Origin of the sequence: Geodermatophilus aquaeductus (assembly GCF_900182545.1) — a bacterium.
Lineage (GTDB): Bacteria > Actinomycetota > Actinomycetes > Mycobacteriales > Geodermatophilaceae > Geodermatophilus > Geodermatophilus aquaeductus.
Genome location: NZ_FXTJ01000023.1, coordinates 1 through 21282, shown reverse-complemented (window position 1 = coordinate 21282; position 21282 = coordinate 1). Strand labels below are relative to the sequence as shown.

The following is a 21282-nucleotide window of genomic DNA, read 5'->3' as shown; positions in this document are numbered from 1 at the left end:
TCAGCCGAAGGTCAGGACGTCGGACACCGGGCGCCGGTTGGTCGGCGGCGTCCGGTCCCCGCTCGGGTAGCCCAACCGCAGCAGCATCTGCGGATACCCCACCAGGCGCAGACGCGAGCGCAGCTGGGTGCGCGTGGCCGGCCAGTCCAGTGCCTGCGTCAGGGGCGAGGCGGCCAGCCCGGCGGCGGTCGCCTCGAGCAGGACCCGTCCCAGGGCGCGGCCTGCGGTCAGCCACGCCTCCCGGTCGTCGCCGTCGGTGCCCATGAGGACGACGGTCGGCCGCTCGACCGGGGGCGGCGGGGCGTCGGGGTCGAGGTCGGAACCTGCCGGCCGGTCGGCGGACCGCGAGCCGACGACGAAGTCCCGGACGAGCCAGTTCGACGGCCGGGTCGACGGGTCCCCGGCCGGCACCGCGTCGACCGGGATGCCGTCGACGGCGGCCGGGTCGGTGCGCATCCACTGCTGGAGCTCGGCCAGGTACTCGGGCTCCCGCTGCTCGATCTCCTCGGCGCGCGACACGAGGAAGGCCGTCGCGACCTCCTCCTCGGACTCGGTGATCGGCTTGAACCACACTCGCAGGTCTCCGGCCGTGGCCTGCAGCCGGTCGACCACCTCGCCCGGCACCGCCCGGGACAGGAACGGCGCGCGCTCGGTGTGCCGGGCCGCGATGGCCGAGTCCAGGGTCCGCGCCCGCTCGTCCGGTTCCCGCCGTCCGGTCACCGTGACCGCGGCCAGGACGTCGGGGTCGGCGGGATCGGGCAGCAGCTCCAGGTCCACGTCCGCGCCGGCCGCCGCCAGGGCGACGGCGGCGAACTCGACCGCGACCCCGCAGCTGACGATGCGCTGCCGCCCGCTCCGGTCGAGGGCGTGCAGCGCCCGCGAGGGGTCGGTGCGCACGACCAGCCGGTCGCCGTCCGCGGTGAACGACCACGGCTGCGTGTTGTGGATCGACGGGGCGCGTGTCGCCGCCTCCACCACCCGGGTCCACTCCTGCTGGTCCACGTTCCGTCCCTCCGTCGAATCCGTCCCGACCTGCTGTGGGTCGCCCCACCCGGCGCCGGGTGGCCGGTCACCCCCGCCCGCCACGCGGGAGAGCGGCACCACTGTCCGGACCGGGACCCCCGCGTCGGAGGACGCGGCGCAGCACGGCAGGGCCGGAGGACGTCGGGGTGCTCACGGGGCGAGCGTCGCCGGAGCCGTTCCGCCCTCCCCAGGGACCGAGGTCCCGTCACCGGCGCCGCAGGTCCCTGGCCGTCTCGGGTTCGCAGAGGTCGGGTGCCCCGGAGCTCCGGCGCTCCAGCACGACGACGGGGTCGTCGGGAGCGACGGCGACCCGGGGGAAGGCGACCCGGTAGGCGGCGACCGCGTCCTCCCGGCCGGGCTCGCCGGCGCGCAGCAACCGGGCGCGGCGGGGCAGGTCACGCCCCTCCTGCCGGACCGTGACGTCCCGGGGGCCGTCCTCGAGGTTCCGCCACCACGTCTTGCCGGCCGCGCCGCCCACGAGGACGGCCAGGCCGTCGCCGTGGGGGGCGGCCACCACGGGCACCTCGTGCCGTCGGCCGGTGCGCCGTCCGGTGTAGCCGAGGACGACGAGGTGCCGGCCGAGCAACCGGTACCCCGGCCCGCGCGCGAGAGTCCGCACGACAGGGTCCACGAGCCGCCTGCGGAACCGCACGGCCGGCGTCCTCAGCCGACCAGCCGCTCGAGCGCGGTGGCGGCGAGCAGCCGGGCCCACCACGGGCGCCGGGTGGGTGCCGGGAGGGGCGCCCGTCGCCAGATCCGTCGGGCCGGACGCACCGCCATCGCCCCGCCCTTCATGCTCACCCAGCCACCGGGTCCCATGGTCACCCTGGCGACGGTCGGGCTGGGCCGGCGCGCGAGCCGCGAGGCGACTGCGACCGCGCCGAGGACGACCTCGGCGGTGGTGACCACACGCGTGACGTCGACGACCGGGCGCCACCGGACCCGGCCGTCCCGGACCTCGAGGGCGCCGAGGGGCCTCCCGCCGGCCATCTCGGCCGTGGCCGGCGACCCGGCGGCGCGGTCCCCGGCCCTCGCGGTGTGGCTGGACGAGGCGGCCACGGGGACCACGGTGGTCCCGTCGCGCTCGAGGGTGGGTCCGAAGACCACTCCCCGGCCTGCGTGCGGCGTGCTGTCGGTCATCGGTCCTCCCGGGTCGGCGGTCGACGCCGACCGTGACACGGGCGGGCCGCTCGCCTCCCGGGGCCGGAGGTCCCGGACGCGGGGACCTCCGGCCCGGTGCAGGGGGCCGGTCAGCGCTCCCGGCGGGCGAAGGTGGTCAGGCGCACGGCCTCGGGGAGGGTCTCGAGGGCGGCGAGCAGGTCCGCGGGCAGCGGCCCGCTGACGTCGGTGACGGCGTAGCCGAGCTCGCCGCGGGTGGCCAGCACCTGGCCGTCGACGTTGAGGCCGTGCTCGCCGATCAGCGCGTCGACGCGCGCGAGCACCCCGGGCACGTTGCGGTGCAGCAGGGCGAACCGGGCCACCGAGGACCCGTGCAGCGCCACGGTGGGCAGGTTCACGCTCAGGTTCGTCGTCCCCGTGGCGGTGTAGTCGACCAGCTTGCCGGCGACGAACCGGCCGATGTCGTGCTGCGCCTCCTGCGTCGAGCCGCCGATGTGCGGCGTGAGGATGACGTTGGGCAGGCCGCGCAGCACCGAGGTGAACGGGTCGCCCTGCTCGCGCGGCTCCTCCGGGAAGACGTCGACGGCGGCACCGGCGATGTGGCCGCTGAGCACGTGGGCGCGCAGCGCCTCGTGGTCGACGACGAAGCCACGCGAGAGGTTGAGGAACAGGCTGCGCCGCGGCATCCGCGAGAACTGCTCGGCGCCGAACATCCCCGCGTTGCCCGCCCGGCCGTCGACGTGCAGCGTCACCGTCTCCGACCGCTCGAGCAGCTCCTCGAGGCTGTCGCAGGGCTGCGCGTTGCCCAGCGCGAGCTTCTCCTCGAGGTCGTGGAACAGCACCCGCATGCCCAGCGCCTCGGCGAGCACGGACAGCTGGCTGCCGATGTTGCCGTAGCCGACGATGCCCAGCGTCCGCCCGCGGACCTCGTGGCTGCCGGCCGCCGACTTGTCCCAGCTGCCGGCGTGCAGCGCGCGGTCGCGGTCGACCAGCCGCCGCGCCAGGCAGATGATCTCCGCCAGCGCCATCTCCACCACGCTGCGGGTGTTGGAGTACGGCGCGTTGAACACCGCGACGCCGCCGGCCGCGGCCGTGGCCAGGTCGATCTGGTTGGTGCCGATGCAGAACGCACCGATCGCCGCGAGGCCGGGCCGGGCGCGCAGCACCTCGGCGGTCACCTGCGTCTTGGACCGGATGCCCAGCACGTCGACGCCGTCGAGCGCGGCGGTCAGGTCCGCCTCGTCCAGCGCCCCGCGCAGCGACTCGACCTCGTATCCGGCCGCGCCGAGCAGCTCGGCGGCCACGGGGTCGATGTTCTCCAGCAGCAGGGCTCTCGGCACGACCTGGGACCTCCTCGGGCGCGGGGCCACCGGCGGACTCCGTCGGCACGAGTATCCCGTCGTCGCCGCGCGGGCCCGGGCAGCGGGGGTAGGCCCGTGCGGCGGACCGGCGGCAGCGCCGGCTCAGAGCCCGAGAGAGCCCGACGCCGGGTCGGCCCACCGGCTGGAGGCGTCGTAGGAGCGGACGACGAGGGACCGCCACCGGCCGGTCCGGCTGATCTCCTTCTCCGACACGCCCTGGGCGTAGGCGGTGGTGGCGAACCCGCGCCGCAGCGAGTGCGGGGACAGCCCCTCGGACGAGACGCCGGCCCGCTCGGCGGCGCGCTGCAGGACGAGGTCGACGCTGCGGGTGGTCAAGGGTCTCTCCCCCAGCCGCTGGTGTCTCCCCTTCCCCACCGACCGGAACAGCGGCCCCGAGGTGACACCCCGGTCGGCCAGCGCGGCCAGCCACGCCCGGACCGCCCGCACCGGGCAGGTGGTCTCGCGGACCCCCTCGGCCAGCGCGAGGGTCTCCCCGGCGCCCTCCTGGTCGGTCTTGGAGAACCGGACCAGGACGTCGAGGCCGCCGTGCCCGGCCGGGACGACGTCCTCGATCCGCAGCCCGCACAGGTCCGACGCCCGCAGGCCGAGGGCGTAGCCGACCAGGATCAGGCAGCGGTCACGCGCCCCGGCGAGGGTGTCCGGCAGGTCCTCGACCAGCGCGCGGACCGTGGCGGTGTCCACCGCCCGGGCCCGCCGCGGCCGGTACCCGCTGCGGACGGCGGTCCGGCGGATCCCGGTCAGGGTGCGCCGCACGCCCTCGCTGTGGCCGGGCGGGGTCAGCCCGGACCGGCGATGGGCGTCGTTCAGTGCGGAGAGCCGGCGTGCGATGCAGCTGGTGCTGCGGCCCTCGTCGGCCATCGCGGCCAGCCAGGCCGCCACGGACAGCGGATCGGCCGGCAGTGCCGCGGACAGCGCGCGGCTCCGGCACCAGGTGCCCCAGGCGGCGAGGTCGCGGGCGTAGGCCTCCCGCGTGGAGTCGGCGAGGGACGCGTCGACGTACACCCCGACCGCGGAGAGGTCCCCGGGCAGCAGCAACCCGTCCTCAGCGGGCGCCACGGACCCGTCCGGCCGCTCGATCCGCTCCTCCGTCATCACTTCGCAGAGTAGATGCTTCTCGGAAGGTATCGGCCACGCAGTATGCACATCCTCGACACGGATGAATGCACGGTCCGGATATCCGACTATCGTGGGCGGACATGACGCCAGACGGGACGGCGCAGGACGACGGCAGTTGCGCCTTCCCGGGCTGCTCCGCTCCCCCGCGGCCGCGGGTCCCCGGGCGCAGCGGCCCGTCACCGAAGTTCTGCGACCGCCTCGACCACAACCCGGAGACGGCGCGCACCGCCCGCGCACGGGCGAGCGGTCAGCGGGCCGGCCGGCTCGCGGCGACCGCCACCGCCCTGGCCGAGGACCTGCCGCCCGAGGGCCGGGTGCGCCACCTGGTCGGCCGCTGGGCGGCGGCGACCCTCGAGGCCGCGCAGGCCGCCGAGGCGCAGGCGGCCCTCCTGACCGCTGCCGCCGAGGCGCTGGCGCAGTACCAGGACGAGGCCACCGTGGAGGCCCGGCTGGCCCAGGCGCGGGCCGACGTCGACGCCGCGCACGCCGCCCGGCTGCGCGCCGAGGAGCAGGCCCGCCGGGCCGAGCAGCTCCGGAGCGAGGCCGAGGAGGGGCGGCGAGCCGCCGAGCGGGACGCCGAGGCCGCCCGGACCAGCGCCGAGGACGCGGTCGCCGCGGCGGAGGCGGACGCCGCCCGCCGGGTCGGGCTGGCCGACGACGCCCGCGCCGCGGCGGAGACCGCGCGCGAGGAGGCCGAGACGGCGCGGCACCGGGCCGAGGAGGAGCGGACCGTCGCCCGGCAGCAGGCCGACGACGCGGAGCTGTCCCGGCGCGACGCCGAGCGGGAGACCGCGCGGGCGCGGCAGGCCGCGGAGCAGGCCCGCGCGGAGGCCGCCCGCGAGCACGACGCCCTCGTCGAGGCCCGGGCGCGGTGGAGCGTCACCGAGCGGACCCTCACCGACTCGCTGCGGGACCGGACGCGGGAGCGGGACGAGGCCGCCGCCGCCCGTGACGAGGCGCTCGCCGCCGCGGCCGGCGCGCGCGAGCGGGCCCGCGACGCCGAGCGCGAGCGGGACGCCGCCCGCCGCGCGGAGCAGGACGCCCGGACCTCCGCGGCGGAGGCGGCCGCCCGGGCGACCGCGGCCGAGCGAGACCTCCGGGACGCACTGACCGACGCTGCGCGGGCCGCCCGCCGCGCCGAGGACGCCTCCCGCCGGGCCACCGAGGCCGAGGCCGGCGCCCGGCAGGCCGGCGACCGGGTCGGCGCGCTCACCGCCGAGGTCGAGGACCTGCGCACGGAGGTCGAGCGCCTCCGTCAGCCGGCCGACGGCGGCCCGCCCGGCACCTGAGCTAGCGGCCGGTCCCGCGGGCGGTGGCCAGGTGCTGCGTCATCGCTTGCCCGAGGACCGCCACGTCGACGGCGACCGTCACGATCGTGGCGCCCTCCGCGGCGAAGCCGGCCGCCTCCTCCCCGCTGTAGGCGTGCACGCCCACCGGCACGCCCGCGGCCGAGGCCCGCGCGACGATCGAGGACAGCACCCCGCGCAGCTCCGCGCGGTGCTCCTCCCCCGTCAGCCCGAGCGACAGCGACAGGTCACCGGGGCCGACGTACACCCCGTCCAGCCCGTCGACGGCGAGGAGGGCGTCGAGGTCGTCGAGCGCGCTCGCGGCCTCGACCATCAGCACGACCAGCGGGCGCTCGGCCCCGCCGGAGAGCCGCCCGATCGACCGTCCGCCGGCCGGCGCGTAGCGGGTGACGGCGACCACCTCGCGGGCGTGGGCGGCGTCGCGCACGTTGGGGACGACGACGCCGCGGGCGCCGAGGTCGAGCGGCCGGCCGACGTCGGCGAACGAGGGACTGCGGGTGCGCACCAGCGGCACCGCGCCGGCCGCCGTGACCGCCGCCGCGGTCCCCGGGAGGTCGGCCTCCGCCGTCGAGCCGTGCTGCAGGTCGACGACGACGTAGTCGGCGCCGGTGCGGGCCAGCACCTCGCCGGTCACCGCTCCCGGCAGCAGGCTCCACAGGCCGTGCCGCGCCTCCCCCGCCGCCCACGCGCGCCGAAGGTCGTCCTCGCTGGCCGTCACCCGGTTCCCCTCCCGACCAGGGCATCCTGCCCGGAGGTGCGGCCACGGGCGAGGTGGCGGAGCGGGGCCTGAGAGGGTCCCGGCGTGCTCGACCCGTCCTTCGCGCGCTACCTGTCCTCCCTCGGCGCGTCCTGGCGCGCCCTCGCCGCACCCGATCCGGACGCCGTCGTCACGGACGAGGCGGGGGGTCCTCGCGCTGCGCCGGCCCCGGCACCCGGTCCTGAACAACGCCGCGCTCCTGGACTCGGAGGCGGCGGCCCGCGCCGTCGCCCTGTTCGCCGGCGACGAGGCCTTCGCCGTCTGGTCGCGCGACGACGCCGGGGACGCGGCCCTCGCGGCGGCCGGCCTGCGTCCCCGACGTGACGACCTGGCCGATGACCAGCCGGCTGGAGACCCTCCCCGACGCACCCGGGGACCGCGACGCCGTCCGGGAGGTCCCTCCCCGCGTCGTCGCCGAGCTCAACGGCGTCGCGGCCGACCTCCTCGACGGCGTCCCCGGGTCCCGCACGTTCGCCACGCCCGACGGGGCGGCGGTGGCGCTGCTGGTGGTGGCCGGTGACGACGTCAACGTCTCCTTCGTCGCCACCCGGCCCTCGGCGCGCCGGCAGGGGCGCGCCACCGCACTGGTCGTCGGGGCACTGGCGCGCGCCCGGGACGACGGCGCCCGGACGGCGAGCCTGCAGTCCACCGACGCCGGCCGCGGGCTGTACGGACGCCTCGGCTTCACCGTGCTGGGGCGGTGGCGGGAGTGGGTACCCGCCTGAGCCCGACCGTCGGCCCCGGATGATCGGCGGACCGCCCGTCGTCCCGAGGAGTCGCCCGTGTCCGCGCCCGCCTGGTTCGAGGCCGCCCTCGCCGATGCCCCCGAGCACCGCGAGGTCGACGTCGAGGGCACCCCGGTCCACTACCGCGTGTGGGGCGAGGCCGCTCGGCCCGGCCTGGTGCTCGTGCACGGCGGCGCCGCGCACTCGGGCTGGTGGGACCACGTCGCGCCGCAGCTGCACTCGCACCGCGTGGTCGCCCTCGACCTCAGCGGGCACGGCGACAGCGGCCGGCGCCCGGCCTACGACATGGACACCTGGGCACGCGAGGTCGTCGCCGTGGCCGCCGCCGAGGACCTCGCCGCGCCGGTGGTCATCGGCCACAGCATGGGCGGCTGGGTGGCGCTGACCGTCGGGGTCGCCCACCCGGGCGCGGTCTCGGCCGTCGCCGTCATCGACTCCCCGCTGGTCTCGCGGCCGCCGGAGGAGGAGCGCCTGCGGCAGCGGCGGCGCCCCACCCGGACGTACGCCTCGGTGGAGGAGGCGCTGGAGCGCTTCCGCACGCTCCCGCCCCAGGACGTGCTGCTCCCCTACGTCCGCGACCACGTCGCGCGCGGGTCCCTGCGCCGCGAGGGCGAGGGCTGGACCTGGAAGTTCGACCCGCAGCTGTGGGGCCCGCCGGCGCTGCTGGCCGAGCTGCTCCCCCGGCTGACCTGCCCGGCGGCGCTGTTCCGGTGCGAGAAGGGGCTGGTCACCCCCGCGATGGCCGAGGAGATGGCCGGGCTCGTCGCCGGCCGGCTGCCCGTCGTCGAGCTCCCCGACGCCGGCCACCACCCCGTGTTCGACCGGCCGCTGGAGCTGGTGACCGGGATCCGCACGCTGCTCGCGTTCTGGCCCGGCGACGGCGGGGAAGGGTGAGCGGCGTGCCGGCATGGGTGGACGACGCGATCTGGTGGCAGGTGCACCCGCTGTCCTTCACCGGGGCCGAGCGCACCGCCCTGCCCGACGGCGAGCTGCGCCACCGGCTGCCGCACCTGCAGCGCTGGCTGGACCACCTGCTGGCGCTCGGCTGCAACGGCCTGGCCCTCGGCCCGGTGTTCGCCTCCGGCACGCACGGCTACGACACCGTCGACCACTTCCGGGTCGACCCGCGCCTCGGCGACGACGGCGACCTCGACGCGCTGCTCGCCGCGGCGCACGAGCGCGGCATCCGGGTGCTGCTCGACGGCGTGTTCAACCACGTCGGCCGCGACCACCCCGCCTTCCGCGCCGTCGTCGAGCGGGGGCCGGACGCCCCGACGGCGGACTGGTTCCGGCTGCACTGGCCCGAGGGCTGGACGCCGGGCACCGCGCCGGGCGCCGACGTGTTCGAGGGCCACGACCTGCTCGTCGAGCTCGACCACTCCTCCCCCGCGGTGGTCGACCTCGTCACCCGCGTGATGACGCACTGGCTCGACCGCGGTGCCGACGGCTGGCGCCTGGACGCCGCCTACGCCGTTCCGCCGTCGTTCTGGGCGCGGGTGCTGCCCGCCGTCCGGGCGGCGCACCCGGACGCCTATGTCGTCGGCGAGGTCATCCACGGCGACTACCCGCGGATCGTCGCCGAGGGCGGGCTGGACTCGGTCACCCAGTACGAGCTGTGGCAGGCGGTCTGGCACGGCCTCGCCGAGCGGAACCTCTTCGAGCTGGCCTGGTCGCTGCAGCGGCACGGGGAGTTCCTGCGCTCCTTCGTGCCGTGGACGTTCGTCGGCAACCACGACGTCACGCGCATCGCCAGCGCGGTCGGCGACCCGCGGCACCTGCCGCACGCCCTCGCCGTCCTGCTCACCGTCGGCGGGACGCCGGCCGTGTGGTCCGGGGACGAGCACGCCTTCACCGGCGTCAAGGAGCACCGCGCCGGTGGCGACGACGCCGTCCGGCCGCCCTTCCCGCCCGACCCGACCGGGCTGTCCCCGCTCGGCGCGCCGACCTTCGCGCTGCACCAGGAGCTGATCGGCCTGCGCCGGCGGCACCGCTGGCTGCACACCGCCGCCCCGGAGCAGGTGCACGTGGCCAACGAGCAGCTCGTGTACGCCGTCGCCGGGGACGGGCAGCGGCTGCTCGTGGCGCTCAACCTCGCCGACGCGGCCGCCCGCGTGCCCGCGCCCGGGGCCGGCGCCGTGCTGGCCGGCGGGGCGACCGTCGGCCGCGGCGACGTCGAGCTGCCCCCGCACGGCTGGGCGGTCCTGGAGGCCCGCGCCTGACGGTGGGGAACCCGGGCCACACGGGGTGGGAGGGTGGCCGGGACCGGGAGGAGCCCGGGCGGACGGAGGACGGGGACGTGCTGGACGGGGACGGGACGGTGCGCAGCGGAGCACGGTGGGCCGCGACGCACGGGGTGATGAGGCTGGCGATCCGGGCCCGGGCGCGCGGCGGCAACGCCGACGCCCAGGTGTTGCGCGACGCCGCCGTCCGCGAGGACCCGTTCGCGCACTACGAGCGGCTGCGCACCGCGGCCCCGTTCGTGGGCGGCGCCTTCTCCAAGGTCAGCGTCCACCACGACGTGTGCACCGAGGTGCTGCGCAGCGCCGACTTCGGGCAGATCGCGGGGTCGCGCACCGAGGGCCTGCCGCCGGTGCTGCAGAGGGTGCTGCGGCTGGCCGGGCCGCGGCCGAGCGTCGGGCCGATCGACCCGCCGTCCATGCTCGCCGTCGACCCGCCCGAGCACACCCGCTACCGCCGGCTGGTCAGCCGCGCGTTCAGCGCCCGCGCCGTCGCCGGGCTGCGCGAGCGCACCCGCGCGATCGCCGACGACCTGCTCGACGACCTCGAGCGGGAGGCCGCCGCCGGCGACGGGCGGACCGACCTCGTCGCCCGCTACGCCAGCCTGCTGCCGGTCACGGTCATCTCCGAGGTGCTCGGCGTCCCGGTCGCCATGCGCGAGCAGTTCCTCGCCTGGGGCGACGCCGCCTCGCCGAGCCTGGACATGGGACTGGACTGGCGCACCTTCCGCGCCGTCGAGCGCAGCCTGGGCGAGCTCGACACCTGGTTCCGCGGGCACCTGCGGCGGCTGCGCCGCGACCCCGGCGAGGACCTGCTGTCCGCGCTGGTCGGCATGCTCGACGACGACGGCAGCGGGCTCACCGAGCAGGAACTGCTGGCCACCGCGCTGCTGGTCTTCGGCGCCGGGTTCGAGACGACGGTCAACCTCATCGGCAACGGCGCCGAGCGGCTGTTCGCCCACCCCGACCAGCGCCGACTGCTCGCCGAGGACCCGTCGCTGTGGCCCAACGCCGTCGACGAGGTGCTGCGCGTGGAGTCGCCGGTGCAGCGCACCGGGCGGCGGGCGCGGCGGGACACCACCGTCGCCGGCGTCCCGGTGCGGGAGGGCGACCTCGTGATCCTGGTGCTGGCCGCGGCCAACCGGGACCCGCGCGTCTTCGACCGCCCGCACGAGTTCGACGTCACCCGGGCCGACGCCCGGGACCACGTGGCCTTCTCCAGCGGCATCCACTTCTGCCTCGGCGCCGCGCTCGCCCGGATGGAGGGCGAGGTCGCGCTGCGGGCGCTGTTCGAGCGCTTCCCCGACCTCGCCCCGGCCGGGCCGTCGCGGCGGCGCGGCACGATCATCCTGCGCGGCCACGCGTCGATGCCGGTCACGCTCGGCCGGGCGGTGCGGCCCACCCCGGACCGCCCCGCCGTCCCCGCCTGACGACCCCCGCCCGGGGGACCCCGCCCGGCGACGTCCCCTGCGGGGATCGACGGGCGGGGTAGCGTCGAGGTGGCACGAGGAGGCCCCATCCCCACACACCGTGGACGCTGCGCCGAGGCTCATCTCGGTTGCCCCTGCCGGGGTGACGAGACGATCCACGAGGAACGATCCCGCCAGGTCGCCGAGGCGCGCACGCGCTCGGCCGAAGCCGTCGACTGCCCCGAGTGCGGTGCCCCGACGACGCCGCTCGCGCTCGTCGCGTGGGGCAACTGCCGGGCCTGCCGCACGGCGCACTCCCGGGTCACCGACCCACTGCGCTGGTGACCCCTCCGGGGCACCGGTGACCTGCCTCTTCCCCGCTGAGGCCCGGCACCCCGTACACTGGTGATCGGTCGCTGTCGTGCCTCTGCTTCGTTTCCGAACGTCCGCAGTCGTCTCTGCCTGACGTTCCTCTCGGTCCTGCCGGTCGGTGCGGCGACCCGGGACCGGCACTCGCTGGTCCCGAACACCCCAGCACGGAATGAGATCGACATGACCCAGGGAACCGTGAAGTGGTTCAACGCCGAGAAGGGCTTCGGCTTCATCGAGCAGGACGGCGGCGGCCCCGACGTCTTCTGCCACTTCTCCGCCATCACCGGTAGCGGCTACCGCTCGCTGGACGAGGCGCAGCGCGTCGAGTTCGACGTCACGCAGGGCCAGAAGGGCCCGCAGGCGGAGAACGTCCGCGCCATCTGAGCGCAGCACTCCCCGACGGGGGCCCCGTGGTCACTGACCGCGGGGCCCTCGTCGTCTGTGGGGGGCGCCGCTTTCCGGGGGTCGACCGCACGGCCGGACCGGTGGTCCACTGCAGCCGTGGGCGATCACGGGCACGACGACTGGCACCGGCCGCTGCGGCACGTCCGCGCCGCCGACCTCAGCGGCGACACCGGCCAGACCAGCGGCATGACGCGGCGCGAGGCGGTCTCCGCGCGGACCGTCGGCTCGCAGCGGCTGTGGATGGGGCAGACGCACGTCGCCCCGCGCACCTCCTCGGGCGACCACCACCACGGCGACACCGAGACCGCCATCCACGTGCTGCGTGGCCGGCCGGTGTTCGTCTTCGCCCGCGACGGCGAGGAGGTGCGGCTGGCCACCGAGCCCGGCGACTACGTCTTCGTGCCGCCGTTCACGCCGCACCGCGAGGAGAACCCGACCGACGAGGAGGCCGTGGTCGTCATCGCCCGCAGCAGCCAGGAGGCGGTCGTCGTCAACCTCCCCGGGCTCACCTGAGCGCAGGTCCCGCGCCGCCGTGTCACATCCGGGGGCGCGGCGGTGCTCTACAGACGTGGACGTCGTGGGGCACCGTGTCAGTGCGCCGGCCGCCGTGCTGTCCCGCGGCCGGGCGGCGGAGCGCACCAGGCGGGAGGACGGCGGAGCCGTGTCGGGACGAGGAGCCGTCCGCGCCGACCTCGAGCAGGTCTTCCGCACCGCCTATCCCCGCGTGGTCGCCGTCGCCACCCGGGTGCTGGGCTCCCGCGACGGCGCCGAGGACGTCGCGCAGGAGGTCTTCCTCTCCTTCGCCCGCACCGCGGTACCGGCCGGTGAGGCGCCGGCCTGGCTGTCGGTCGCCGCGGCGCACACCGCGCTCAACCACCTCCGCTCCGGCCGCCGCCGCGCCACCCGCGAGGAGACGGCCGCCGAGCCCGACCCCACCGTGCCCGACGTCGCCGACGACGTCGTCACCCTCGACGAGCGCCGCCGCGTCCGCGCGGCCCTGGCCCGCCTCCCCCGGCGCCAGGCGGTCGCGCTCGTCCTGCGGCACAGCGGCCTGAGCTACGCCGAGGTCGCCGCCGCCCTCGATCTGTCCCCCGGCAGCGTCGGCACCACCGTCCGACGCGCCGAGTCCGCCCTGCGCGAGGAGTTGTCCCGTCATGCGTCATCCCACTGAGGGCACGCTGCGCCGGCTCGTGGACGAGCCGGCCGGTGTCGCCGACACCGACCGCGAGCACGTGGCCGGCTGCCCGGTGTGCCTGTCCGGCCTGGCCGCCGCCCAGCGCGACGCCGTCGCCGTCTCGGCCGCGCTCGACACCGGGACGGTCCCGGACGTCGACGCCGCGTGGCACCGGCTCTCCCACACGGTCGCCGTCGACGAGCGCCGGCGGGCCACCGCGCCCGCGCCGGCCCGCCGGTGGCGCAACCGGCTGCGCAGTCCCGTCGTCGCCGTCGTCGGGGTCGCCGCCCTGCTCGCCGGCGGCGGTGCGGCCGCGGCCGCGGACTGGCTGCAGGTCTTCCGCACCGAGCAGATCGCGCCGGTCACCGTCACCCAGGCCGACCTGGTCGCGCTGCCGGACCTGTCCGCCTACGGCACCGCCCAGGTGGTCGAGGAGCCCGGGGTCCGCGAGGTGCCCGACGCCGCCGCGGCCGAGGACGCCACCGGCCTGACCGTGCCGCAGGTCGACGAGCTCCCCGGTGGGGTGGGCGGCGACCCGGCCTACCAGGTCGGCGACCGGGCGGTCGTGGAGTTCACCTTCTCCGCCGAGCGCGCGGCCGAGGCCGCCGCCGCGGCCGGTGAGACGCTGCCGCCCCCGCCCGCCGGTCTCGACGGCGGCCGGTTCCGGCTCTCGGCCGGTCCCGGCGTGGCCGCGGTGTGGACCAGCGGCAGCGGCGCCCCGGGCCTGGTCGTGGCCCGCGTCGTCGCCCCGACCGCGGACTCCTCCGGCGTCCCGTTCGAGACCGCCCGCGACTACCTGCTGTCGCTGCCCGGCCTGCCCGAGGACCTCGCCGCCCAGCTGGGCTCCTTCTCCGGCGACGGCACGACGCTCCCGCTGCCCGTGCCGGCCGGCCTGGCCACCAGCGCGGTCGCCGACGTGGACGGCGCGCCGGCCACGGTGCTCACCTCGCGCGACGGCTCGGTCGCCGGCGTGGTGTGGGTGACCGACGGCGTGGTCACCGCCGTCGCCGGCTCCCTGGACGCCGACGAGGTGCTCGCCGTCGCCCGGGGTCTGCAGGAGTGACGGCCCCGGCCGACTCCACGGCGACGGCGCAGCGGCTCCTGGCCGACCTGCCGCCGTCGCCGGCGGTCTGGTGCGAGGGCCTGCGCAAGCGGTACGGACGGCGGACCGCGGTCGACGGCGTCTCCTTCACCGTCGGCCGCGGCGAGGTCCTCGGCCTGCTCGGGCCCAACGGCGCGGGCAAGACCAGCGTCATCAAGATGCTGCTGGGCCTGGTCCGGCCCGACGCCGGCGAGGTGCTCCTGCTCGGGCGGCCGGCGCGCGACCCGCAGGCCCGGGCGCGCGTCGGCTACCTGCCCGAGCTCTTCCGGTACCAGCCCTGGCTCACCGCGGCCGAGGTGCTCACGCTGCACGTCCGGCTCTCCGGCGCCGCGGTGCCGGCGGCCGAGCAGCGCGAGGTCCTCGGCCTGGTGGGGCTCGGCGAGCGCACCGGCGACCGGGTGGGCGGCTTCTCCAAGGGCATGCAGCAGCGGCTGGGCATGGCCGTCGCGCTGGTGGCCCGCCCCGAGCTGGTGGTCCTCGACGAGCCGACCAGCGCGCTGGACCCGCTCGGCCGCGTCGACGTCCGCGACCTCGTGCTCTCGCTCAAGGAGCGCGGCGTCGCGGTGCTGCTCAACTCGCACCTGATCGGCGAGGTCGAGCGGGTCTGCGACCGCGTGGTCATCCTCGACCGCGGCCGGGTCGCCGCCGCCGGCACGCTCGCCGAGCTGCTCGGCTCCCGGGAGCTGCGGCTGCGGCTCGACGGCGTGGACGCCCGGGCCGAGGCGCGGCTGGCCGCCACCGGCCGGCTGACCCGCAGCGGCGAGTGGTTCACCGTGACGCTGTCCGACGACGAGGAGTCCGCCGTCCCCGCCCTCGTCGCCGACCTGGTCGCCCTCGGGGTGGGCGTGCACGCCGTCGAGCCCGGCCGGATCAGCCTCGAGGAGCGGCTGCTCGCGGTGCTCCGCGAGGGTCCGGGGGCGTCGTCGTGACCGCCGTCCGGACCGTGCTGACCTTCGCCGGCCTCACCCTGCGGGAGGCCGCGCGCCGCAAGGTGCTGCGCTCGCTGGCGGTGCTGACCCTCCTCCTGCTGGGGCTCTCGGCGTGGGGCTTCGCGCGCCTGGACGCGGAGTTCGGCGGGCTCACCAGCGGCGAGGCGCGGCTGGCGGCGTCGACCGTGCTCAACCTGGTGATGTTCGGGTTCAGCCTCATCGCCGCGCTGGGGACGGCGTTCCTCGCCGGCCCGACGCTGTCGGGCGAGGTCGAGTCCGGGACGGCGCTGGCGATGCTGGCCCGCCCGGTGCGCCGCTCGACGGTGCTCGTGGGTAAGTGGCTGGGTCTCGTGGCCTTCGGCGGCGCCTTCGTCTCGCTGGCCGGGCTGGCGCAGTTCGTCGTCGTCCAGGTGACGGTGGGCTACTGGCCGCCGCGGCCGGTGGCCGGCCTGGCGCTGCTCGCCGCGCAGACGGCGGTGCTGCTCACCCTCGGCCTGCTGCTGTCCACGGTGATCTCGCCGATGGCCTCCGGCGTGGTCGCGGTCGGCCTGTTCGGCGCCACCTGGATCGCCGGCGTCGTCGGCGGGATCGGTGACGCGCTGGGCAACGAGGGCGTGGCGCGGGTGGGCGCGGTCTCGCGGATGCTGCTGCCCACCGACGGGCTGTGGCGGGGGGCGATGAACGCCTTCCAGGACCCGAGCCTGCTCACCCAGTTCGCCCCCGACCTGGGCGGGTCGCCGTTCTTCTCCGAGGCGCCGCTGACGGCGACCTACCTGGCCTGGGCCGCGCTGTGGGTGGCCGTGGTGCTGGGGTTGGCCGGGATGGCGTTCTCCCGACGCGACCTCTAGGGCGGCGCGGGCCGGGCGGTAGCGTCCGTGACCCGCGTCACGTCCAGGGGGAGGCCGCTCCATGACCACGACCGCACCGGCACCGACCGGGGCTCCGCAGCGGACCGACGGCGTCGAGCACGTGGACGTCCTCGTCGTCGGCGCCGGGGTCTCGGGCATCGGCGCCGCGCACACCCTGCGCGAGCGGTTCCCCGACCACACCTTCGCCGTCCTCGACGCGCAGGAGGCCCGGGGCGGGACGTGGTGGACCCACCGTTACCCCGGCGTGCGCTCCGACAGCGACCTGTTCACCTACGGCTACCGGTACAAGCCGTGGCGCGGCCCCGCCATCGCGGCCGGCGAGGAGATCCTCGGCTACCTCGACGAGGTCATCGAGGAGGACGGCCTCGCCCCGTTCATCCGCTACCGGCACCGAGTCACGGCCGCCTCCTGGTCGAGCGAGGACGCCCGCTGGACCGTGGAGGTCACCCGCGGCGACACCGGCGAGCAGCTCCGGATGACCACCGGGTTCCTGTGGATGTGCCAGGGCTACTACGACCACGCGCGCCCGCACACGCCGGAGTGGCCGGGCACCGACCGCTTCACCGGGACCGTCGTCCACCCGCAGGCCTGGCCCGACGACCTCGACCTCTCCGGCACGCGCGTCGTCGTCATCGGGTCCGGGGCCACCGCCGCAACGCTCGTCCCCGCCATCGCCCAGAAGGCCGGGCACGTGACGATGCTGCAGCGCTCGCCGTCGTACTTCCTCGCCCCGCCGGTCACCCACGAGCTGGCCGTGACCCTGCGCGCGCTGGACGTCCCGGAGGAGTGGACGCACGAGATCCTGCGCCGGGCCTACATCGCCCAGCGCGACGAGCTCACGCGCATGTCGTTCGAGTCCCCCGGGGAGCTGCACGCCTTTCTGATCGAGTCGATGCGGCCGCTGCTGCCCGAGGGCTTCGACGTGGAGCGCCACTTCACGCCCCGCTACCGGCCGTGGCAGCAGCGCATCGCCGTCGTCCCGGACGGCGATCTGTTCGCCGCGCTGCGGGAGGGGCGCGCCTCGGTCGTGACCGACACGATCGAGACGTTCACCGAGACGGGCATCCGCACCGCGTCGGGCGAGGAGATCCCCGCCGACGTCGTCGTCACGGCCACCGGGTTCGACCTGTCGGCGTTCGGCGGGGTGGAGTTCACCGTGGACGGCGAGCCGGTGCGCTTCCCCGAACGCCTCACCTGGCGCGGCGTGATGATCAGCGGCGTCCCGAACCTGGCCTACGTCTTCGGCTACTTCCGGCAGAGCTGGACGCTGCGGGTGGACCTGGTCTGCGACCTGGTGGCCCGGCTGTTCGGGCACATGGAGGAGAAGGGCGCGCGGACGGTGGTGCCCGAGCTGCGCCCCGGGGACGCCGGCATGCAGGTGCGCCCGTGGTGCGACCCCGAGAACTTCAACGCCGGCTACGTCGTGCGCTCGCAGCACGTGCTGTTCCGGCAGGGCGACCGCGAGCCGTGGACCCACCTCATGGAGTACGAACAGGAGCGCGAGGTGCTGCCCCAGGTGGACCTGGACGACGGCTCCCTCGTGTACCGCTGATCCACCCACCCCGACACCGACGTCAGGAGATCCCCCCGTGCCGGTCGACCCGCACATCGCCGCCCTGCTGTCCATGCTCGAGCAGTCCGGCGCACCGCCGATGTACGAGGGCTCGCCGGAGGCCGGGCGCGCGCTGTACCTGCAGCTCACGCACGGCGCCCGCACGCCCGAGCAGGTCGTGCCGGTGGGCGCCACCGAGGACCGCACCGTCCCCGGCGAGGACGGCGACCTGAGGGCGCGGGTGTACCGGCCCGAGGGCGAGGGTCCCTTCCCCACGGTCGTGTTCTTCCACGGCGGCGGCTGGGTGATCGGCGACCTCGACACCCACGACAACATGGCCCGCGAGGTCTGCCGCGGTGCGCGGGCCGTCGTCGTGGCCGTCGACTACCGGCTGGCGCCCGAGCACCCGTTCCCCGCCGCCGCCCACGACGCCGTCGCCGCGTCGCGCTGGGTGGCGAAGAACCTCGGGGAGTTCGGCGGGGACCAGCGGCTGGCGCTGGCCGGCGACAGCGCGGGCGGCAACCTGGCCGCCGTCGTCGCCCAGACGCTGCGCGACGACGGCACGCCATTGGTGGGCCAGCTGCTCATCTACCCCGCCGTGGACGCCGAGGGCGAGTACCCCTCCCGCGTGGAGAACGCGAAGGGCTACTTCCTCGAGAAGGACACGATGGACTGGTTCTACGGCCACTACGCCGGGGCCTGGGACGACGCCCGCGACGCCCGGCTCTCGCCGCTGCACGGCGCCGACCTGTCCGGCCTGCCGCCGGCGGTGGTGGTGACGGCGGAGTTCGACCCGCTGCGGGACGAGGGCGAGGCCTACGGCAGGGCGCTGGAGGCCGCGGGCGTGCAGGCCGACGTGCGCCGCTACGACGGCATGATCCACGGCTTCTTCGACATGGGCCCCTTCTCCCCGGGCGCGCAGGCCGCGATCGACGAGAGCTGCGCGCGCTTCGGCGAGCTGATCCGGAGCTGACCGGCCGACGGGGCCGGCCGCCTCGCCGCGGCCGGCCCCGTCAGACCCAGTAGGTGTCGTGGCGGAGCATGAACTCCGCGCGCTCCTCCGGGGTCATCTGCGTCCCGCGGGCGAGGGTCTCGAAGTACTCCTCGCGCGGCCCGCCCGGGGCGAACAGGAGCAGCATCGAGGCACCGTCCCCGCCGCGGAAGCCGTGGATCCCGCCCTCGGGGACGTAGAGGAAGTCGCCCTCCCCCGCCGTGACCCAGGTGCGCCCGTCGTAGACCTCGACCTCTCCGGACAGGACGTAGAACTGCTCGGAGATCGACCGGTGGAAGTGCGGGCCGGGCCCCGAGGCCTCGCGGCCGAACGTCCAGCGGTACAGGCCGAAGCGGCCCGCGGTCTGCGCGCCGGTGGCGAGGAACTCGCAGGTGACCCCGCCGGCCGAGGTGGTGTCCGGCGGCTGCCCGGTCGGGCGCAGCCAGGCGCTGACCTCCCCGGTGGTGCCCCGGTAGAGGTCGGGCGGGTAGTGCCGGTGGAGGGACACGTCGGCTCCTCTGCGGACGGGGCGTCCATCCTGGCAGCGGGGCGGTAGCGTCCGCCGGGTGCTGGACGCCGCGACGGAGCGGGACAGGCGCCGACGCCTCGACGCCCTGACCTTCGGGCTCTTCACCGTCGCCCTCGGCACCAACATCCCGACGCCGCTGCTGCTGGTCTACCGGCGCACGCTGGGGCTGTCGGACGCCGACCTCACCGCCGTCTTCGGGTGCTACGCCATCGGGCTGGTCGCGGCGCTGACCGTGGCCGGGGCGGCGTCGGACCGCTTCGGGCGCCGGGCGCTGGTGCTGCCGTTCGCGCTGCTCGCCGGGCTGTGCTCGCTGCTGTTCGTGCCGGCGGCCGGCTCGCTGCCGCTGCTCTACACCGGGCGGCTGCTGCAGGGCGTCGTCTCCGGGGTCGTGTTCTCGGTGGCCAACGCGTGGCTGCAGGAGCTCGCCGGCCCCGACGGGCAGCAGTCGGCGGCCACCCGCGGCGCGGTGTCGTCGTCGCTGGGCTTCGCGATCGCCCCGGCGATGAGCGGGCTGCTCGCCCAGTACGGGCCCGCGCCGACGACGCTGCCCTACCTGGTGCACGTGGCCGTGCTGGTGGTGGGGCTCGGCGCGCTGCTGACCGTGCCGGAGACGGTGCACGAGCGGCGGCCCGGCCGGCTCATGACCCTCGGCCTGCCGCCGGAGGCGCGCCGGCCGTTCTGGGCGGTCCTGGCCCCCACCGCCGTCGGGGTGTTCGCCTTCCCGGCGGTCGCGGCCACCGTGCTGCCGCTGCTGGTCGTGCCCGACGGCGTGGGGGTCGCGTACGCCGGCCTGGTCGGCGGGCTCGCCCTGGGCGCCAGCGCCGTCGCCGCGCGGGTGGGCCGCCGGTTCGAGCGCGGCGCCGCGCCGCTGGGCATGCTGCTGGGCGCGATCGGGATCGCCATCGGCGTCGCCGCGGTGGTCACGCGCTCGGAGGCGCTGCTGCTGCCCTCGTCGGCGCTGATGGGCGGCGGGGCCGGGCTCTGCCTGACCGCCGGGCTCACGCTGACCGCCCGGCTGGCTCCGCCGCACACCCGCGGGGCGATGAACAGCGCGTTCTACGCCTTCGCCTACGCCGGGTTCGGCACCCCGCTGCTGCTCGCCTGGCTCGGCTCGCAGGTCGGCACCGTCGCGGCGCTGTCGGCGTTCGCGGCGGTGCCGGTGGCGCTGGCCGGCTGGCTGGCCCTCGAACTGCGCCGGTGACCCCTCAGCGCGGCACGGAGCGGGCGAGCCGGAAGCCGACGTCGTCGATGCGGAGCGTGGGGTGGCTGCGCCGCCGCACGGAGGCCCGGCAGCTCCAGTGCTCGTCGAACCAGCCGCCGCCGCGCAGCACGCGGTAGCTGCCGTAGACCTCGGGGTCGTAGAGGTCCCAGCACCACTCCCAGACGTTGCCCAGCACGTCGTGCAGTCCCCAGGCGTTCGGCTCCTTGCCGCCGACCGGGTGCGGCCGCTCGCCGGAGTTGCCGCGGTACCAGGCGACGTCGTCGAGCGGGGCGTACCGGGCGCCGGTGGTGCCGGCCCGGCAGGCGTGCTCCCACTCGGCCTCGGTGGGCAGCCGGTAGCCGTCGGCCGCGGGGTCCCACGTCACCTCCCCGCCGCTGGTGCGGTACGCCGGGGTGCGTCCCTCCTGCGCGGACAGCGCGGCGCAGAACGCGACGGCGTCCTCCCAACTGACGTCGGTGACGGGCAGCCGGCCTCCCGGACGGTGCTCCCCGGTGACCCGCGCGTACTGCTCGGCGGTGACCGGGACGGCCGCCAGCTCGAACGCGTCGACCTCGACCGTCCACGTGCGCTGCGTCCGCCGGTCGGACAGGGTCACCCGGCCCGGCGGGATCGGCAGCATGGCGTCGGGCGCGGTCGTCTCCACGGTCGCGGGAGGCTACTGCCCGGTCGCTACGGACCCTCCTGATCCGCCGGGTCAAGGGTCCTGCCGGATCTGTGGACGAGGTTCTGAGCTGGGGATTCACGCTGCGAAGCCGTCCCTGCGGCGGTACCCTTCGTACATGTGTTCGGGTGAGCTGGGCGGCGGCGACGTCCTCGACGACGTCGCCGCGCTGGTCGCCGAACGCAACCGGATCGACGCCGCCCTGGCCCGCCGCGTGCGGGCGGCGGAACTCGAGCAGGCACCCGAGCGGGACGGGCAGAAGTCGATGGCCTCGTGGCTGCGGAGGCACTGCCGGCTCTCGGGCCCGGAGGCGTCGCGGCTGGTGCGCAACGGGCGAGCGCTCGAGCACCTGCCCGCGCTGGGCGAGGCTGCCGACGCGG

At 76.5% G+C, this 21282-nt stretch carries 22 protein-coding genes and 1 pseudogene; 15 read left to right on the top strand and 8 right to left on the bottom strand.

Annotated features, from left to right (window positions below; translation table 11 throughout):
- The 5 genes from FN207_RS25960 to FN207_RS25945 all read right to left on the bottom strand — a co-directional run bounded on the left by FN207_RS25960 (position 1) and on the right by FN207_RS25945 (position 4616).
- Positions 1-1002, bottom strand: a complete 1002-nt coding sequence (locus FN207_RS25960; protein ID WP_185938595.1) for an Acg family FMN-binding oxidoreductase — start codon at positions 1000-1002, stop codon at positions 1-3.
- A 226-nt stretch (positions 1003-1228) separates the two neighbouring features.
- Positions 1229-1642, bottom strand: coding sequence for a nitroreductase/quinone reductase family protein (locus tag FN207_RS26625; protein WP_185938594.1), 414 nt, complete (start codon positions 1640-1642; stop codon positions 1229-1231).
- A gap of 44 nt (positions 1643-1686) precedes the next feature.
- Positions 1687-2163: a hypothetical protein gene (locus tag FN207_RS26620; RefSeq protein WP_185938593.1), complete on the bottom strand. Its 477-nt coding sequence runs from the start codon at positions 2161-2163 to the stop codon at positions 1687-1689.
- 110 nt (positions 2164-2273) lie between these two features.
- The gene (serA, locus tag FN207_RS25950) at positions 2274-3482 is read right to left on the bottom strand and encodes a phosphoglycerate dehydrogenase (protein WP_142461346.1); all 1209 of its coding nucleotides are present in this window, start codon (positions 3480-3482) and stop codon (positions 2274-2276) included.
- A gap of 123 nt (positions 3483-3605) precedes the next feature.
- The gene (locus FN207_RS25945) at positions 3606-4616 is read right to left on the bottom strand and encodes a site-specific integrase (protein WP_142461345.1); all 1011 of its coding nucleotides are present in this window, start codon (positions 4614-4616) and stop codon (positions 3606-3608) included.
- A 104-nt stretch (positions 4617-4720) separates the two neighbouring features.
- Here FN207_RS25945 and FN207_RS25940 point away from each other — a divergent pair, with 104 nt between their 5' ends.
- Positions 4721-5929, top strand: a complete 1209-nt coding sequence (locus tag FN207_RS25940; protein ID WP_142461344.1) for a hypothetical protein — start codon at positions 4721-4723, stop codon at positions 5927-5929.
- 1 nt (position 5930) lies between these two features.
- Here the strand turns inward: FN207_RS25940 and FN207_RS25935 are convergent, their stop codons facing one another.
- The gene (locus FN207_RS25935) at positions 5931-6665 is read right to left on the bottom strand and encodes an HpcH/HpaI aldolase family protein (protein ID WP_142461343.1); all 735 of its coding nucleotides are present in this window, start codon (positions 6663-6665) and stop codon (positions 5931-5933) included.
- Between the two features lie 359 nt (positions 6666-7024).
- On the opposite strand from FN207_RS25935, the gene FN207_RS25930 reads away from it, so the two are divergent.
- The 12 genes from FN207_RS25930 to FN207_RS25875 all read left to right on the top strand — a co-directional run bounded on the left by FN207_RS25930 (position 7025) and on the right by FN207_RS25875 (position 18472).
- Positions 7025-7429 (top strand): GNAT family N-acetyltransferase, encoded by a 405-nt coding sequence (locus FN207_RS25930; protein WP_142461342.1) that lies wholly within the window; start codon positions 7025-7027, stop codon positions 7427-7429.
- A gap of 57 nt (positions 7430-7486) precedes the next feature.
- Positions 7487-8344, top strand: a complete 858-nt coding sequence (locus FN207_RS25925) for an alpha/beta fold hydrolase (protein ID WP_142461341.1) — start codon at positions 7487-7489, stop codon at positions 8342-8344.
- Between the two features lie 5 nt (positions 8345-8349).
- Positions 8350-9669, top strand: coding sequence for an alpha-amylase family protein (locus tag FN207_RS25920; protein ID WP_142461340.1), 1320 nt, complete (start codon positions 8350-8352; stop codon positions 9667-9669).
- A 137-nt stretch (positions 9670-9806) separates the two neighbouring features.
- Positions 9807-11117, top strand: a complete 1311-nt coding sequence (locus FN207_RS25915; protein ID WP_142461339.1) for a cytochrome P450 — start codon at positions 9807-9809, stop codon at positions 11115-11117.
- Between the two features lie 531 nt (positions 11118-11648).
- Positions 11649-11852, top strand: a complete 204-nt coding sequence (locus FN207_RS25910; protein WP_093578422.1) for a cold-shock protein — start codon at positions 11649-11651, stop codon at positions 11850-11852.
- A 117-nt stretch (positions 11853-11969) separates the two neighbouring features.
- On the top strand, positions 11970-12386 hold the full coding sequence (locus FN207_RS25905) for a cupin domain-containing protein (RefSeq protein ID WP_142461338.1): 417 nt from the start codon (positions 11970-11972) through the stop codon (positions 12384-12386).
- A gap of 148 nt (positions 12387-12534) precedes the next feature.
- Entirely contained in the window at positions 12535-13044 is a 510-nt protein-coding gene (locus tag FN207_RS25900) for a sigma-70 family RNA polymerase sigma factor (RefSeq protein WP_221888416.1), read from the top strand.
- The gene (locus tag FN207_RS25895; protein WP_142461337.1) at positions 13028-14110 is read left to right on the top strand and encodes a hypothetical protein; all 1083 of its coding nucleotides are present in this window, start codon (positions 13028-13030) and stop codon (positions 14108-14110) included. Before FN207_RS25900 ends, FN207_RS25895 begins: the two co-directional genes overlap by 17 nt.
- Complete coding sequence (locus tag FN207_RS25890) at positions 14107-15078, top strand: ABC transporter ATP-binding protein (RefSeq protein ID WP_142461336.1); 972 nt, start codon at positions 14107-14109, stop codon at positions 15076-15078. The genes FN207_RS25895 and FN207_RS25890 overlap by 4 nt, the downstream gene beginning before the upstream one ends.
- Entirely contained in the window at positions 15075-15926 is an 852-nt protein-coding gene (locus FN207_RS25885) for an ABC transporter permease (RefSeq protein ID WP_142461335.1), read from the top strand. Before FN207_RS25890 ends, FN207_RS25885 begins: the two co-directional genes overlap by 4 nt.
- Before the next feature lie 61 nt (positions 15927-15987).
- On the top strand, positions 15988-17499 hold the full coding sequence (locus FN207_RS25880) for a flavin-containing monooxygenase (RefSeq protein WP_142461334.1): 1512 nt from the start codon (positions 15988-15990) through the stop codon (positions 17497-17499).
- A 37-nt stretch (positions 17500-17536) separates the two neighbouring features.
- A complete protein-coding gene (locus FN207_RS25875) occupies positions 17537-18472 on the top strand; it encodes an alpha/beta hydrolase (RefSeq protein WP_142461333.1) in 936 nt (311 codons plus the stop codon).
- A 40-nt stretch (positions 18473-18512) separates the two neighbouring features.
- Here FN207_RS25875 and FN207_RS25870 read toward each other — a convergent pair whose 3' ends face one another.
- Positions 18513-18998 (bottom strand): cupin domain-containing protein, encoded by a 486-nt coding sequence (locus FN207_RS25870; protein WP_246066384.1) that lies wholly within the window; start codon positions 18996-18998, stop codon positions 18513-18515.
- 58 nt (positions 18999-19056) lie between these two features.
- Between FN207_RS25870 and FN207_RS25865 the strand changes: the two genes are divergently transcribed.
- Entirely contained in the window at positions 19057-20220 is a 1164-nt protein-coding gene (locus FN207_RS25865; protein ID WP_185938592.1) for an MFS transporter, read from the top strand.
- 4 nt (positions 20221-20224) lie between these two features.
- Here the strand turns inward: FN207_RS25865 and FN207_RS25860 are convergent, their stop codons facing one another.
- Entirely contained in the window at positions 20225-20884 is a 660-nt protein-coding gene (locus tag FN207_RS25860) for a formylglycine-generating enzyme family protein (RefSeq protein ID WP_221888415.1), read from the bottom strand.
- 136 nt (positions 20885-21020) lie between these two features.
- Between FN207_RS25860 and FN207_RS25855 the strand changes: the two are divergent.
- A pseudogene (locus FN207_RS25855) lies at positions 21021-21282 on the top strand (DUF222 domain-containing protein); the annotation flags it as partial.

Excerpts from the sequence above, each read along its gene's own strand:
- FN207_RS26620 (WP_185938593.1), bottom strand. The coding sequence starts at position 2,163 with ATGACCGACAGCACGCCGCACGCAGGCCGGGGAGTGGTCTTCGGACCC.
- FN207_RS25945 (WP_142461345.1), bottom strand. The coding sequence starts at position 4,616 with ATGACGGAGGAGCGGATCGAGCGGCCGGACGGGTCCGTGGCGCCCGCT.
- FN207_RS25940 (WP_142461344.1), top strand. The coding sequence starts at position 4,721 with ATGACGCCAGACGGGACGGCGCAGGACGACGGCAGTTGCGCCTTCCCG.
- FN207_RS25915 (WP_142461339.1), top strand. The coding sequence starts at position 9,807 with ATGAGGCTGGCGATCCGGGCCCGGGCGCGCGGCGGCAACGCCGACGCC.
- FN207_RS25910 (WP_093578422.1), top strand. The coding sequence starts at position 11,649 with ATGACCCAGGGAACCGTGAAGTGGTTCAACGCCGAGAAGGGCTTCGGC.
- FN207_RS25895 (WP_142461337.1), top strand. The coding sequence starts at position 13,028 with ATGCGTCATCCCACTGAGGGCACGCTGCGCCGGCTCGTGGACGAGCCG.
- FN207_RS25880 (WP_142461334.1), top strand. The coding sequence starts at position 15,988 with ATGACCACGACCGCACCGGCACCGACCGGGGCTCCGCAGCGGACCGAC.